Consider the following 15268-nt stretch of genomic DNA (forward strand, 5'->3'; position numbering starts at 1 on the left):
GCGCCGGCGGTCAGGCCGGAACCAGCCGGCCGCCGTCGAGCGCCAGGACGCGGTGCGCCGCCGCGCGTGCGTAGCCCAGCTCATGGGTGACCAGCACGACGGCGGCGCCCGCCTCCGCTGCCGACCGTACGGCGGCGTCGAGCAGGGCCAGCCCGTCGCCGTCCAGCGCCACGGTGGGTTCATCCAGGGCCAGGACGGCGGGCCTGCGTGCCAGGACGGTGGCCAGGGCCAGCAGGCGTTGGGCGGAGGCCGGCAGTTCAGCTGGATGTTCTTGGGCTGCATCTGCCAGGCCAACAGCCTGCAGTGCCGCTGCGGCGTGGCCGGCCGCCTTGGCCGGACCGACCAGGCGGTCCAGCCCGAACCCGACTTCCCGCAGCACGGTCTGCTCGAACAGTTGGTCACGGGGCTGCTGGAAGAGCAGGCCCACGGACGCTGCTGTTTCTCCCACCGGGACCCCCGCGATGTTGCCGCCGTGGACCAGGACAGTCCCTGCGGTGGGACGCAGCAGGCCGTTGAAGTGCCGCAGGAGTGTTGATTTCCCTGTCCCGTTGGGGCCGGTGACAGCTACGATTTCCCCCGGATGGACTGCCAGATGGACATCCCGGAGCACCATTGCCCCGCGGCCTGGTCCCGGCTCCTGCCTGCGGCTCCTGCCGCGGCGTACCGGCTTTTCCGGGTATCCAAAGGACACCCCGCGCAGCTCCAGCGCGGCGGGGCCCGTGGACGGCTTCTCCACCCGGGGGCTGGAGGGGCGGGGCGCGGGCGTCACAGCGGCTTCCAGGGCGTCAAGGGCGTCAAGGCGCCGGATGGCCGGCGGCAGGAGACCGGAGCCGGGTCCGAGGTCAGCAGGAGGTCCGCCGGCGGTGAGCGTGCCGTCCGCGAGCACCAGCCACGTGCCGGCCTCCAGCAGCAGCGGGTCAACCGCCTGGTTGAGGATCACGACGGCGGTTCCCTGTTTGAGAAGGTCCCGGACCACAGCGGCAAGATCCCGGGCCCCTGCCGCGTCCAGGGAGGCGAGGGGCTCGTCCATGACCAGCATCGGAGGCCCGGGGATGATTGCGCAGCCGATGGCCAGCCGCCGCAGCTGGCCGCCGGAGAGCCTGGCAGGGTCCTGGTCCAGCTGGCCGTCCAATCCCAGCAGGCCGGCGGTGCGCTCCACGGCGGCTTTCATGCCGGCCCGGTCCATGCCGGTGTTTTCCAGGCCGAACGCGAGTTCCTCTGCCACGGTGGCACGGACGGTGGACAGGACGGCAGCCGGGTCCTGCGGGACGAAGCCTACATGCCGGCCCCACTGTGCGGGATCGATCCGCGGGTCCCCCGTGCCGCCGTCGAATTCAAGCCGTGTACCGGCCAGCTCAAGGAATCCCGCCAGCGTTCCGTGGCCGTTCGGTGGCAGCCAGCCGGCCAGCAGGCGGCCCAGGGTGGACTTGCCACTCCCGGATGCGCCCAGGACGGCTGTGAAGGACCCGGGTGCGAAGGAAACAGTGACACTGTGCAGGGTGGGAGCATCCGCCTCGTGGAAGGTGAAACGCCGTATGCCGGCAGCCAACACAGGCGCGGCTGCATTGCTGTCTTTTCCTGAACTGCCGGCATTCCTGTCACTGCCTGGCTTCTGTGGGCCGCCCGTGACCGTGTGTTCAGCCACTCGCGCCTGCCTGCACAACGCGGAGAACCACTGCTGCGAGGGCCATCACCGCCAGGACGGCCCGCCCTGCCCGCTGGGCGGTGGAATCGGGCACCTCCCGGTAGACGGTCCGCGGCCCGCGGCTCGTCAGTCCACGCGCTTCCAGCGCAGCAGCCCGGGTACCGGCGTCCTCGATGAGGGACAGGACCAGGGGAACAGCCTGCAACCTGAATGCGGCCGCCCTGGAAACCAGGCTCCGGGAGATGACCAGGCCACGCGATTCCTGGGCCTGCCTGATCCGGCGCGCCCGCTCGGCGATGGCCGGCAGCAGGGTCAATGTGGACGCCAGCACGAACGCGAACCGGCCCTGCACGCCGCGGGCAGACAACGCCGCCACAAGGTCCGGGACGTTGGCGCTGAAGGAAAACAGCAGGAGGACCAGGACCACTGCGGCCAGCTGCAGAATGCGTTGCCCGGCGAAGTCCAGGCCCTCCGCCGTGATGCGGGCAGGTCCCCACTCTGCCAGGACTGTCCTTCCTTCCGGGAAGAACAGGCCGTGCAGCACCAGCAGGGACAGGCCAAGCGGGACCAGGACTGCCGCAGCGGCGGGCACCATGCGGCGGGCCGTGCCGGCTGCCAGTGACAGGGCAAGGCACGCCGAGACCACGGCGGCTGACAGCACCCAGCTTGCTGCCGCCGTCGTGATCACCGCCGTACTGCAGGCAGCGGCAAGCGAGGTCAGCGGATTAATCCGCTCCCGCCTGGCAGGGGCCGCGGTCCTGCCCGCCGGGGATGCTGTCACGGTGCCCGGCTCAGCCGTTCAGCGCTGAATCGTTGGCCGGTCCCGAAGCACTCCCCGGGGCAGGCGCCTGCGCTGGAGCGTCGGACCGGACGCCGGCCTGCGTGTTTGCCTGCGTCGCCGGGGCCGGGCTGTTTCCGGCGAGTACCCGGTGGTGCCGGATGAAGGGGAACTGCTGGCGCGCCCGGCGGGGCAAAGCGTAGGCCAGGACGGCGACGATGGTGAACACAATCGCCTTGTCCATGGGGTCGGACAGGAGTGCCTGCTTGGTGATGGCGGCCAGGAGGCTGTCCCCCATGGCCCGGAAGGCGCTGACGATAGCACCGGTGGCCACGCCCGACGTTCCGCCATAGACGAAGGCAGCCACAGGGGCGGACACGACACCGGCGATGATCCCGGTGAGGAAACCCGCAACGGGAGCCAAGTAGAAGCGGCGGAAGAGACCGTACCGTGCGGCGAGCCCTGCCAGGCAGCCGATGAGCGCGGCGCCTGCTGCGAACGGCAGCACGGTGGGGTTGAAGAAGGACCAGACGATGCTGCTGAGGGCGCCTGTGGCCGCACCGGCGGCGGGGCCTGCCAGGACGGCGATCAGCACTGTGCCGATGGCGTCGAGGTAGAACGGAACAAGGGTGCTGCCGACAAACTGGCCCAGCACGATGTTCAGGACCAGCGCCACCGGGATAAGCACCAGGGTGGAGGCCGGAAGGGTTGGCAGCACGGCGACGATCAGCAGGACCGCCCCGGCCAGGAAGCCGGTGAGGGCGATCAGGGCCGAGGCGCTGCCCGGACCTCCGGTGATGTCCGCCGGCTGGTTGAGGACCAGGTAGACGTAGGTGGCGGCGATGGCCAGGGCGCCGAGGATCTCAAGCAGCCGGCGGCGCGCTGGGCGTTCCTGGGACGGAAGCGTCAAAGAGGGCGATGACATGGGGACTGTTCCTTCGGGGTGCAGGCAGTGGCCCGGCAGTACCTGGCCGGGATGTGGCTGCCTATGTCACCTCGGCAGCAGCCGGCGGCAACTGCGCCGGGCCGGTCCGGAACACATTCTACCGGCCATCCTCCGGCAGCGTCCCCTTCAGGATTTTCCTGCCGCGCCGGCCGTGGATCCTGCGCCTTACCCCGTCTTCCGGGCCAGGCGCCCCACGGCGGAGACCAGCTCACCGAAGGCCTGCTCCGGGTCGTTGCCGGACACGATCCGGGCGTTCGGGGGTGCGCCCCAGAGTCCCCGATAGTCTGCCACTGTTGTTCCGACGAGGAGCGGCGAGTCCGTTTCGACGTCAACGGTGGCGGGGCGCGCGGTGTATTCGAGCGTTCCGGCGGCCACCCCCGCGGCAAAGACATCGTGGACGTGCGCCAGGTAGCCCTGGTCGTAGAGCCTGTGGAACTCGAAATAGAAGCGCAGGGCGTCCGAAAGATGCCTGATGAGGGTGTTGTCGGAGGTGCTGCGGCGGCCCTCTGGGTCCTCCGGGAGCACCAGTTCCGGAACGGCGGCGCCCGCAGCCCGCGCCAGCGCCTCCACGTGGGCCGGGTGCAGTTCCATGCGTTCAGTGGTGTCCAGCGAGCAGACGATGGGGAGTTTCTCCAGCGGCCGGCCCCGGTACGCGGCGTAGACCTCCTTGGCCGCGTGCGGATCCACGTGGGTGTTCCACTCGGCGGTGGGGGTGGTGTTGCCCTGATGGTAGAACGCACCTCCCATGATCACCACCTTCGCCAGGAGGTCTGGAAGTTCCGGCTCCTGCCGCAATGCGAGGGCGAAGTTGGTGAGCGGGGCGGTGATGAGTGCGGTCAACTCCCCCGGCCTGGCCCTGGCATGTTCGATCCACAGGTCAACGGCGTTCCGCGGGCTGGGTTCGCCTGACGGTCCAGGCAGCACCGCGTAGCCGATGCCCTGCGGCCCGTGGGTTTCAGGAGTGGTGACCAAGGGAATGGAGAGGGGCTTCCGGGCACCCACAGCAACCTGGACACCCGGGCGGCCGCACAGCTCCAGCAGCGCCAGGGTGTTGCGCGCCACCTGGTCGGCATCAACGTTGCCCGGGGTGGCTGTGACCGCCACGATCTCCGTGTCCGGGAGGGCGGCAAGATAGGCAAGGGCCAGGGCATCATCGATGCCGGTATCGACATCCAGCAGGTAGGCGGGCACGGCTGCCTAGAAGAGTGCCACCTTGGGCACGGACGGGAAGATATCGTCCAGGGCGGCGAGATCTTCCGGGGTGGGGGCCCAGTTGGCCGCTTCCGCGTTCTGCCTGACCTGCTCCGGCCTGGTGGCACCCGCGATGACGCTGGCTACCGAGGACTGGGCGGCGAGCCAGGAGAAGGCCACCTCGATCTCCGTCAGGCCGCGCTCTTTTGCGAAGGCGCTGTACCTGCCCAGCTGGTCCCAGTCGGCGTCGTCCACCATGTTGGTGCGGGTGTGGCTGAGGCGGGACCCTTCGGGAGCATGGCCCGGCGCGTACTTGCCGGTGAGCAGCCCGTTGGCCAGCGGGAAGTACGGCAGGACGCCCAGGCCGAATTCCTCCGCAGCCGGGGTCACCTCCAGCTCGGCGCGCCGGTCCAGGAGGTTGTAGTGGTTCTGCGAGGAAATGAACCGGGCCGTGCCCAGTTCGCGGGCCACGTATTCCGCCTGGGCGATCTGCCAGCCGGAGCGGTTGGAGTGGCCGATGTAGCGGACCTTGCCGCTGCGGACCAGGGTGTCCAGCGCTGCCAGGGTTTCATCGATGGGCGTGAGCGGATCCGGGGTGTGGAACTGGTAAAGGTCGATCCAGTCCGTGCCGAGCCGCCGCAGCGAGGACTCAACCGCCTGGATGATGTACCGCCGGGAACCGCGGGCGCCGAAGTCGGGACCATTGGCGCCCTTGGCGTCCATCCCGAACTTGGTGGCAACCACCACGTCGCCCCGCCGGCCGCCGAGGGCCTTGCCCAGCATGGTTTCGCTGAGTCCCGGTTCCTTGCCGTAGTTGTCCGCCACGTCGAACAGCGTGATGCCGGCATCGATCGCGGCGTTGACCACCGCGTCCGTGGCTTCCTGCGACTCCGTGGCGGTGTTGGCCCGGCCCAGGTTGTTGCAGCCCAGGCCAACTGTGGAGACGGTCAGTCCTGATTTTCCAACGCGGCGGTAACTGGTCACGGACGCCTCCTAAAGGCTGAAGCTGCTGGCGGTCTTGGCGGAATGCTTGAGTTTGAAGTGGTCCGGGTCGCTGTACGGGGCAGCCCCGATGCTGAGCTTGGTGAAGTCGAGGTCCTCGCCGCGGGCGCACACCTTGATGGCGTTGACTGCCTTGTTCACGTCCGGGCACAGGCAGAAGATATTCAGCTTGTAATCGGTGAATTCGGACCGCTCCACGGTTCCCAGGCCCCGCCACGCCAAGTGGCTGATGAGCGCGTACTTGGCCTTCTGCTCAAGGCGGCGGTCCCGGTCGGTGCCTTCCTTGGTCTTGAGGGCGAACTGCGCCACCACCCAGAACTGTTCCTCGTTGGGGACCTCCGCGTATCCGTCCTCCGCGCACTGTGCGGCAAAGGCGTCCAGGAGGCCCTCGGCAGCGCCGGCATCGGGGACATCGGTCTCCTCGGTCTTGCTCTGGTGCCCCACGGCACCGAAGTTCATGACGAACTGGGAGTATTCCTCGTCGAACCAGGCCTCCCGGAACTGGAGGACGCCCTCGTCGTCGCGCTTGTAGACCCTGACAATGCCGCTCATGTGGTGCGTCCTTTGGTAAACCATTCGACGTCGGTGCCGTCGAATGGCGCGTGCTGTGCCTTCACGGCGTGGTAAAGCCCGTCCGCGGCAGCCTGGATGTCCTCGATCAGCCGGTGCGGGTAGTGCATGGAGACGCTGTGCTCCGCGAACTCGTCCTGGTCGTCGATGAAGACGCCGCGGGCCGCGGTGCGGATGACATCAAGGTCCATGTCGATCACATGGAACTCAGTCACGGCGGGCCGGATGTGGGTCCACTCGTGGCCTACCGCCAAGTCGATGTAGACCCGTACTCCGCCGGGGTGGGCTGAGTCGTAGAACGTGGCCACCCAGTCGCCCTGGCGCGGCACCAGCAGGACAGCGTCCGAGCGGGTGTAGAACGCGGCGCCGGGGCGGGAACAGAACTCGTTGGTGCCCTGGAAGATCCACCACCCGTGCTGGTCCTCGCCAAGGTAGCGCCCGGGGACCACCCAGTGGGCCTTGCCGTTCCATTTCCGGTTCCGGGAGACCACCAGCTGGCCCGGCTGCAGCCCGTTGGGGACTCGGGTGGTGGTGGTGTGCAGGACTGCTCCGGACTCCCCCGCAGGGCCGGGGTACTTCAGTTCATCCTCGTCCCTCACAGGATCGGAAGGCTGCCGGTGGTGGGGTGCTGCTGGCCCGGCAAGGGCCGCGCAAACGGAACCTTCGTGCCCAGGACCTGCGCGACGACGTCGTGCGTGATCTGCTGGGCGGTCAGCCCAACGCGCTCCAGCACCTGGTTGCGGGTGCCGTGGTCAAGGAACTCAACCGGCAGGCCCACCTCGTTCAGGGCGGTGTCGACGCCTGCGGCACGCATCTCCTGGCGGATGCGCGAGCCAACGCCGCCCGCACGGACGCCGTCTTCGATGCAGACCACCAGGCGGTGGTGTGAAGCCAGCGCAATGATGGAACGGCGGACAGGAAGGACCCAGCGCGGATCAACCACGGTGGTGCTGATGCCCTGGGCGCCGAGCCGGTTCGAAACGTCGAGGGCCAGTTCGGCCATGGCACCAACGCTGACGATCAGCACGTCGTTTTCCGTGGAGCCCGAAGGCCGGCGGGCGAGGACGTCCACGCCGTCACTGAGGCGTTCCAGTGCCTCGACGGCGGGGCCGACGGACCCCTTGGAGAAACGCACCACACTGGGGGCGTCGCTGATGGCAACGGCCTCGCGGAGTTCCTCCCGGAGCCGGGTGGCGTCACGGGGTGCGGACAGGTGCAGGCCGGGGACGATCTGGACCATGGCCATGTCCCACATGCCGTGGTGGCTGGCGCCGTCCGGGCCGGTGACGCCGGCACGGTCCAGGACGATGGTGACGCCGGCCTTGTGGAGGGCGACGTCCATGAGCAACTGGTCGAAGGCCCGGTTCAGGAACGTTGCGTAGACGGCAACCACCGGGTGCAGGCCGCCAAATGCCATGCCCGCGGCAGCCGTGAGCGCATGCTGTTCGGCAATGCCGACGTCGATGACGCGCTTGGGGTGCTTGGCCGCGAACTTGTGCAGGCCCACCGGGATCAGCATGGCGCCGGTGATGCCGACAATGTCGTCGCGTTCGTCGGCGATGGCGGCGATCTCGTCCGCGAACACGGAGGTCCAGGACTGGGCGCCGCCGGTGCCGGTGGGTTCGCCTGTTTCGGGATCGATGATGCCGACGGCGTGGAACTGGTCGGCTTCGTGGGCGCGGGCCGGAGCGTACCCGTGGCCCTTTTCCGTCATGGCGTGCACGATGACGGGACCGCCGTAGTTCCTGGCCGTGGAGAGCGCGTGCTCCATGGCCTGGAGGTTATGGCCGTCCACCGGGCCGATGTACTTCATGCCGAGGTCCTCGAACATGCCCTGCGGCGCCCACCAGTCCTTGATGCCTTTTTTCATGGCGTGCAGGCTCTTGTAGGTGAATTGCCCCACGGGGCCGCCGTCCTGCAGCTTCTTCTTCCACCAGTCAAGCGCGCCCTCGTACGCCGGGGCGGCGCGGAAGGAGTCGATGGTGGGGCGCAGGGAGGCAAGGTAGTCCGCGAAGCCCCCGACCGTGGGGGCGTAGGACCGGCCGTTGTCGTTGACCACGATGACCACGCGGCGCTTCTTGTCCGCCGCAATGTTGTTGATGGCTTCCCAGGCCATGCCGCCGGTGAGGGCACCATCGCCGATGATGGCCACCACGTGCCGGTCGCCTTCGCCGGTGAGCTGGCGGGCCCGGGAAATGCCGTCAGCCCAGGACAGGGACGACGACGCGTGGGAGCTTTCCACAATGTCGTGTTCCGATTCGGCCCTGTCCGGGTAGCCGGAGAGGCCGCCTTCCTGGCGGAGCGTGCTGAAGTCCTGGCGCCCGGTGAGCAGCTTGTGGACGTAGGACTGGTGGCCTGTGTCAAAGACGATGCTGTCGCGGGGGGATTCGAAGATGCGGTGCACGGCAAGCGTCAGTTCCACGACGCCGAGGTTGGGCCCGAGGTGGCCACCCGTCTGGGAGACGTTCGTGATCAGGAAATCCCTGATCTCCGAAGCCAGCTGTTCCAGCTGTTCCTCGGTCAACTCGTTCAGGTCCTGCGGATTCCGGATGGTGTCCAAGATTCCCAATGACCCCTCCTTCGGGTGGTAGACATGCCGTTTAACTCTAACGCCTCGGTCCGCAGGGCCGGACGTGGCTGCAAAGCCGAAGCCCCGGCTGGTCGGTGACCGGCCGGGGCTTCGGGGAGGTTGGTGCCTGAGCGGCAGTTCCCGCTAGTTCGCGGAGATCTGGCGCAGCACGTACTGCAGGATGCCGCCGTTGCGGTAGTAGTCCGCTTCACCCGGGGTATCGATACGGAGCACGGCGTCGAAGGACTTCGAGGAGCCATCCTCGGCGGTGGCGGTGACCTTCAGGGTCTTGGGCGTGGTGCCCTCGTTAAGGGCGGTGACGCCCTCCACCGAGAAGGTTTCCGTGCCGGTCAGGCCCAGGCTGGCAGCGTTCTCGCCGGCCGGGTACTGCAGCGGCAGGACGCCCATGCCGATGAGGTTGGAGCGGTGGATGCGCTCGTAGCTCTCGGCGATGACGGCCTTGACGCCCAGCAGCGCGGTGCCCTTGGCTGCCCAGTCGCGCGATGATCCGGAACCGTACTCCTTGCCCGCCAGGACCACCAGCGGGGTGCCGGCCGCCTGGTAGTTCTGCGCGGCGTCGTAGACGTATGCCTGCGGACCGTCAGCCTGGGTGAAGTCGCGGGTGAAGCCACCCTCAACGCCGTCCAGGAGCTGGTTCTTGATGCGGATGTTCGCGAACGTGCCGCGGATCATCACTTCGTGGTTGCCACGGCGTGAACCGTAGGAGTTGAAGTCCTTGCGCTCCACGCCGTTGGCCAGCAGGTACTGGCCGGCGGGGGTGTCGGACTTGAAGGAACCGGCCGGGGAGATGTGGTCGGTGGTGACCGAATCGCCGAGCTTCAGGAGCACGCGGGCACCCGAGATGTCCTTGACGGGCTCCGGCTGTGCCTGCATGCCCTCGAAGTACGGGGGCTTCCGGACGTAGGTGGAGTTCGGATCCCAGGCGAAGGTGTCGCCGGCCGGGGTGTCCAGTGCCTTCCAGCGGTCGTCGCCGTCGAAGACGCCTTCGTAGCCCTTGGCGAACATGTCCTTGTCGATCGAGGAATCGATGACCTGCTGGACCTCAACCGGGTTGGGCCAGATGTCCCTCAGGAAGACGTCGTTGCCGGCCTCGTCCTTGCCGAGGGCGTCGGTTTCGAAGTCGAAGTCCATGGAACCGGCCAGGGCGTACGCGATGACCAGCGGCGGGGAGGCCAGGTAGTTCATCTTGACGTCCGGGTTGATGCGGCCTTCGAAGTTGCGGTTGCCCGACAGGACGGCGCTGACGGCGAGGTCGTTGGCCTGGATGGCCTCGGAGATCTCTGCTTCCAGCGGGCCCGAGTTGCCGATACAGGTGGCGCAGCCGTAGCCCACGATGTAGAAGCCGAGCTTCTCCAGGTACGGGGTCAGGCCGGACTTCTCGTAGTAGTCGGTGACTACCTTCGAGCCAGGTGCGACGGAGGTCTTGACCCAGGGCTTGGCGGTGAGGCCCTTTTCGACGGCGTTGCGCGCCAGGACGGCGGCGGCCAGCATGACCGAGGGGTTGGACGTGTTGGTGCAGGACGTGATGGATGCGATGGTCACCGCGCCGTGGTCCAGCTCGAACTCGCGGCCGTCAGCCATCTTGACCGGGACCGGGCTGGTGATGCGTCCTGCGCCGCCGTGGGCTGCGGAGTACTTGGGCGGTTCGCGGTCCGTGTCCGAGACGTGCGTAGCGCCGGAGGTGAAGGACGGGGCGTCGGAGGCCGGGAAGGTCTCCTCCAGGGACTCGTCCAGGGTGCCGGCGTTGGCGTCGTGGGCAACGTAGTTCTTGAGGTCGTGGCGGAACTCGTCCTTGGCCTCGGTCAGTTCGATGCGGTCCTGCGGGCGCTTGGGGCCGGCGATGGACGGAACAACCGTGGACAGGTCCAGTTCCAGGTACTCGGAGAACTTGATGTCGCGGGAAGCATCGTGCCAGAGGCCCTGTTCCTTGGCGTAGGACTCCACGAGGGCCACGTTCTGCTCGGACCGGCCGGTGAGGCGCAGGTAGTCAAGGGTGACGTCGTCGATGGGGAACATGGCAGCGGTGGAGCCGAACTCGGGGCTCATGTTGCCGATGGTGGCGCGGTTGGCCAGCGGCACGGCTGCAACGCCCTCGCCGTAGAACTCCACGAACTTGCCCACCACGCCGTGCTTGCGCAGCATTTCGGTGATGGTCAGCACCACGTCGGTTGCGGTGGCGCCGGCGGGGATGCTGCCGCTGAGCTTGAAGCCCACGACGCGCGGGATGAGCATGGAGACGGGCTGGCCAAGCATGGCAGCCTCGGCTTCGATGCCGCCCACGCCCCAGCCCAGCACGCCCAGGCCGTTGACCATGGTGGTGTGCGAGTCGGTGCCGACGCAGGTGTCAGGGTAGGCGCGGAGCGCACCGTCCACTTCGCGGGTCATCACCGTGCGGGCCAGGTATTCGATGTTGACCTGGTGCACGATGCCGGTTCCCGGCGGAACCACCTTGAAGTCGTCAAACGCGGTCTGGCCCCAGCGCAGGAACTGGTAGCGCTCACCGTTGCGCTGGTATTCGATCTCCATGTTGCGCTCCAGTGCGCCGGAGTTGCCGAAGGCGTCGATCTGCACCGAGTGGTCGATCACCATTTCGGCGGGTGCCAGCGGGTTGACCCGCTTGGGGTCGCCGCCCAGGTCCTTGACCGCTTCACGCATGGTGGCCAGGTCAACCACGCAGGGGACACCGGTGAAGTCCTGCATGATCACGCGCGCCGGCGTGAACTGGATTTCTGTATCGGGTTCCGCATTCGGATCCCAGCCTGCCAAAGCGCGAACGTGATCGGCAGTGATGTTCGCGCCGTCCTCGGTCCTCAGCAGGTTTTCAAGCAATACCTTGAGGCTGAACGGAAGGTTTTCTGCACCTTCAACGGAGTTCAACCGGAAAATTTCGTACTCGGTTCCGGCTACATTAAGTTTGCCTTTTGAACCGAAGCTGTCCACAGTGCTCATCGCAGGACTCCTCTCGCAACAGTTTCATCTTTGTCGCGCGGTTGACCGCCTGCTAGTTAGGAAGCCCTAAGTAGTTCCAGGGCCCGAAAATTTGCACACGGCCGGCCGAGAATTCGGGCGCGACGTGGGACTACCACGGCCATCGTAGTCGAAAACCGTGGCGGCATCATGGAGCCGGAGTCAGCAGTGCCACCGTCTCGAGGTGGTGGGTGTGGGGGTACAGGTCGAAGGCCCGAAGCCCGACGAGCCCCCACCCTGAGCGGCGAAAGTAACCGAGGTCACGTGCGAACGACGCCGGATCACAGGACACATAGGCAATGGCCCGGGGCTGTGACGCAACGAGTTGTCCGACGACGGCCTTCCCGGCTCCGGCCCGGGGCGGGTCAAGGACCAGGGCGTCAAAGTTCCGTGGTTGCTGGCGCAGGACCCGCTCCACGCGCCCCTGGACCACCTCCACCCGCGGTGCGGAGTGCAGGTTCTTCCGGGCATCGCGGCTGGCGCCCGGCGCCCCTTCGACCGAAAGCACGGACCCGGTCCCGCCCACGGCGTCGGCCAGGACGGCGGTGAAAAGCCCGGCGCCCGCGTAGAGGTCGGCGACCACCGCACCGGGGTGGAGGAAGTCCCCCTCCGCCAGGAATTGTGTGACAGCCCCCACAAGTGTCCCGGGCGCGTCGCGGTGGATCTGCCAGAACCCCTCGCCGGTCACCCGGTATTCGTGTCCGGCGGCGGATTCCTGCACCCAGGTGCGTCCCCGGAGCTGCGTAACCGTGGAAGTCAGCGGATCGAATGCCGCCACCGACGCCTCGGCGGACAGTGCCGCGGCGATGGCCCGCAGCCGCTTGTCCTTGGTGCCGGGCGCGGGGGCCAGGAGCACCAGGGGCCGGGAACCGTTGGCCGGCGCGGCCACCTCAACCCGTTCGATGCCCTGCAGGTCCAGGTCCCATAGGCGCAGGGCGTTGATGGCTTCGCTGGCCAGGGGCATCTCGCGCACCGCAACAATGTGGTTGGAGCGGTGGGCGTGCATCCCGAGCCTGCCGCCGGGGGTGACCGAAAAACTGGCCCGCGTGCGCCACCCAAGGCCGCTGCCGCCGTCGTCCTTCTCCCCCACTGCTTCCACTTCGCCTGTCCAGGCGGAGGGCAACTGCTCGAAGCCGGCCAGGCGGGTGAGCTGTTCGGCAACCACCTCCGCTTTCAGGCTGCGCTGCCTGGCAAGGGTGACGTGCCCGAATTCTGCGCCGCCAACGGGAGGGTGGCCGTGGCCCCAGGCGCGCGGGGAATCGGCCACGTGCCAGAAGTGCTCGACGCGGTCGGGGGACGCTTCGAGCACCTCGATGACGTCAGCCCGCCAGAACTTGGCGCCGTCCGCGGCGTCGGTCAGCCTGACCCGGACCTTCTCCCCTGGAATGGCGTGCCTGACAAAGACCACGCGGCCTTCATGGCGCGCCACGCAGTGCCCGCCGTGGGCAACCGGCCCGACGTCGAGCACAGCCTCTTCCCCGGTGTGGCCGGCTTCGTCGGTTGCGGGCTGCGTGGTGGCAGAGCTTCTGGCGGTCACTGGACGTCCTGGAGGTTCTTGGCTTCTTCGGAGGATTTGAGCTGCCAGGGAACGCTGGCCACCATGACTCCCGGTTCGAAGTGCAGCCGGGTCTTGATGCGGAGGGCGGTCTGGTTGTGCACCAGCTGCTCCCACCACTTGCCCACCACGTACTCCGGGATGTAGACCACCACGAGGTCCCGCGGGGAGTCCAGGCGCATCTGCTTGACGTACTCCATGATGGGCGTCACCGTCTCGCGGTAGGGGCTGGCGAGGACGGTCAGCGGCACAGGGATCTCGAGCTTTTCCCAGTCCGCGATGGTGTGTGCCGTCTCGTCCGGATCGATGTCCACCGTGATGGCGTCGAGCCGGGAGGGCCGGGACGCGCGGGCGTAGGCCAGTGCACGCAGCACCGGTTTGCGGACGTGCGACACCAGCAGTACTGCGTGGACCCGGGTGGGCAGCGCGCGCGGCGAGGAGTCCTCGTCCACGGCGAGCTCCTTGGCGACGTTGTCGTAGTGGGCCCGGATGCTCCACATGATCAGGAACAGGATGAACATGGCCAGCAGGGCGATCCAGGCGCCCTGCTGGAACTTGGTGATCAGCACGATGACCAGCACCAGCCCGGTCATGCCGAAACCAATGCTGTTGATGGTCCGCGACTTGATCATCTTGCGCCTGACGGCCTTGTCCTTGGCAAGTTTCAGCTCGCGGCCCCAGTGCCGGATCATGCCAAGCTGGCTGAGGGTGAAGGAGATGAAGACGCCCACGATGTAGAGCTGGATGAGCTTGGTGACGTCCGCATCGAACGAAATGATGAGCACCAGGGCGCCGGCGGCGAGGGCCAGGACGCCGTTGCTGAACGCGAGCCGGTCGCCGCGGGTCCGCAGCTGGCGGGGCAGGTAGCCGTCCTGGGCCAGGATGGAGCCCAGGACCGGGAAGCCGTTGAAGGCGGTGTTGGATGCGAACACCAGGATGACGCCGGTGGCGGCCACCACGATGTAGAAGGGGATGGAACCGGCGCCGAAGATGGTTTGCGCAATCTGGCTGATGGCCGGGTTCTGGATGTAGCCCTCGGGCAGCGGGCTGCCGTTGAGCAGGAATTCCTTCGCGGGGTCCAGCACGATGTGGACCTTGGTGGCGTTGGCCAGGTAGATGATGCCGGCCAGCATGGCGGCGCCGATCACCCCGAGGAGCAGCAGGGTGGTGGCGGCGTTTTTGCTCTTGGGGTGCCGGAAGTTGGGGACGCCGTTGCTGATGGCTTCTACGCCGGTGAGTGCCGCGGCGCCGGAGGAGAAAGCGCGCAGCAGCAGGAAGGCGCCGGCGAGGCCCACGAGGCCCTGGTCGAAGCCCTCTGCGGGGACGATGGTGAAGGCAGCCGACGGCGCCTGCCCCAGCTGCCCCGTGGTGGCCTGGAACACGCCCACCGCCGTCATGCCCAGGATGGACGCCATGAAGATGTAGGTGGGGACGGCGAAGACGCTGCCGGCTTCCTTGATGCCCCGGAGGTTTACCAGGGCAAGGATGACGACGCCGATGGTGGCGATGACGGCCTGCTCACCGTGCAGTGACGGTACAGCCGTGGTGAGGTACGCGGCTGCCGACGACATCGATACGGCCACCGTCAGGACGTAGTCCACCAGAAGGGCCGACGCCACGGTCAGGCCGGCGTACTTGCCCAGGTTCTCGTTGGCAATCTCGTAGTCGCCGCCGCCTGACGGGTACGCGTGCACGTTCTGCCGGTAGGAGGCCACTACGGTCAGCAGCACCACCATCACGGCCAAACCAACCAAGGGCGAAATCGCTACCGCACTGACCCCTGCCAGGGCCAGGGTGAGCAGGATCTCGTCGGGTGCGTAGGCTACGGACGACAGTGCGTCGGACGCGAAGATCGGCAGTGCGATCTTTTTGGGGAGCAGGGTATGGGACAGGCTGTCATTGCGGAAGGGCCTGCCTACCAGCACGCGTTTGACGGCGTTCAGTATTGTCAACACCCCACAAAGCTAGTCTGATTCGCGGAGGATGTCATGACGGGCCCCGGCCACGCCTGCCAGGGGCTATGC

11 protein-coding genes are annotated in these 15268 nt (G+C 67.5%); all 11 read right to left on the reverse strand.

All coding sequences use genetic code 11. The features are described 5' to 3' along the window. Positions 1 to 10 precede the first annotated feature (10 nt). Positions 11 to 1552 (reverse strand): ABC transporter ATP-binding protein, encoded by a 1542-nt coding sequence (locus tag ACTHQS_RS15205; RefSeq protein ID WP_440170621.1) that lies wholly within the window; start codon positions 1550 to 1552, stop codon positions 11 to 13. Between the two features lie 85 nt (positions 1553 to 1637). Beyond that, positions 1638 to 2426, reverse strand: a complete 789-nt coding sequence (locus ACTHQS_RS15210; RefSeq protein WP_440170496.1) for an energy-coupling factor transporter transmembrane component T — start codon at positions 2424 to 2426, stop codon at positions 1638 to 1640. A 10-nt stretch (positions 2427 to 2436) separates the two neighbouring features. After that, positions 2437 to 3348 carry an ECF transporter S component gene (locus ACTHQS_RS15215; RefSeq protein WP_440170499.1) on the reverse strand — a complete coding sequence of 304 codons (912 nt, stop codon included), beginning with the start codon at positions 3346 to 3348 and terminating at the stop codon, positions 2437 to 2439. A 186-nt stretch (positions 3349 to 3534) separates the two neighbouring features. Further along, entirely contained in the window at positions 3535 to 4560 is a 1026-nt protein-coding gene (locus tag ACTHQS_RS15220) for a nucleoside hydrolase (RefSeq protein ID WP_440170500.1), read from the reverse strand. Positions 4561 to 4566: 6 nt separating this feature from the next. Beyond that, the gene (locus tag ACTHQS_RS15225; protein ID WP_440170502.1) at positions 4567 to 5544 is read right to left on the reverse strand and encodes an aldo/keto reductase; all 978 of its coding nucleotides are present in this window, start codon (positions 5542 to 5544) and stop codon (positions 4567 to 4569) included. A 9-nt stretch (positions 5545 to 5553) separates the two neighbouring features. After that, positions 5554 to 6114: a hypothetical protein gene (locus tag ACTHQS_RS15230; protein ID WP_440170505.1), complete on the reverse strand. Its 561-nt coding sequence runs from the start codon at positions 6112 to 6114 to the stop codon at positions 5554 to 5556. Continuing rightward, positions 6111 to 6731, reverse strand: a complete 621-nt coding sequence (locus ACTHQS_RS15235) for a DUF402 domain-containing protein (RefSeq protein ID WP_440170507.1) — start codon at positions 6729 to 6731, stop codon at positions 6111 to 6113. The genes ACTHQS_RS15230 and ACTHQS_RS15235 overlap by 4 nt, the downstream gene beginning before the upstream one ends. Then, entirely contained in the window at positions 6728 to 8701 is a 1974-nt protein-coding gene (gene dxs / locus ACTHQS_RS15240) for a 1-deoxy-D-xylulose-5-phosphate synthase (protein WP_440170510.1), read from the reverse strand. Before dxs ends, ACTHQS_RS15235 begins: the two co-directional genes overlap by 4 nt. A gap of 144 nt (positions 8702 to 8845) precedes the next feature. Further along, a complete protein-coding gene (locus ACTHQS_RS15245; RefSeq protein ID WP_440170513.1) occupies positions 8846 to 11671 on the reverse strand; it encodes an aconitate hydratase in 2826 nt (941 codons plus the stop codon). A 166-nt stretch (positions 11672 to 11837) separates the two neighbouring features. Then, on the reverse strand, positions 11838 to 13226 hold the full coding sequence (locus ACTHQS_RS15250) for a class I SAM-dependent RNA methyltransferase (protein WP_440170516.1): 1389 nt from the start codon (positions 13224 to 13226) through the stop codon (positions 11838 to 11840). Continuing rightward, positions 13223 to 15199: an APC family permease gene (locus ACTHQS_RS15255; protein ID WP_440170518.1), complete on the reverse strand. Its 1977-nt coding sequence runs from the start codon at positions 15197 to 15199 to the stop codon at positions 13223 to 13225. Before ACTHQS_RS15255 ends, ACTHQS_RS15250 begins: the two co-directional genes overlap by 4 nt. Positions 15200 to 15268: the final 69 nt, after the last annotated feature.

The organism is Arthrobacter sp. SAFR-044 (genome assembly GCF_051965175.1).
Classification (GTDB): Bacteria; Actinomycetota; Actinomycetes; order Actinomycetales; family Micrococcaceae; genus Arthrobacter.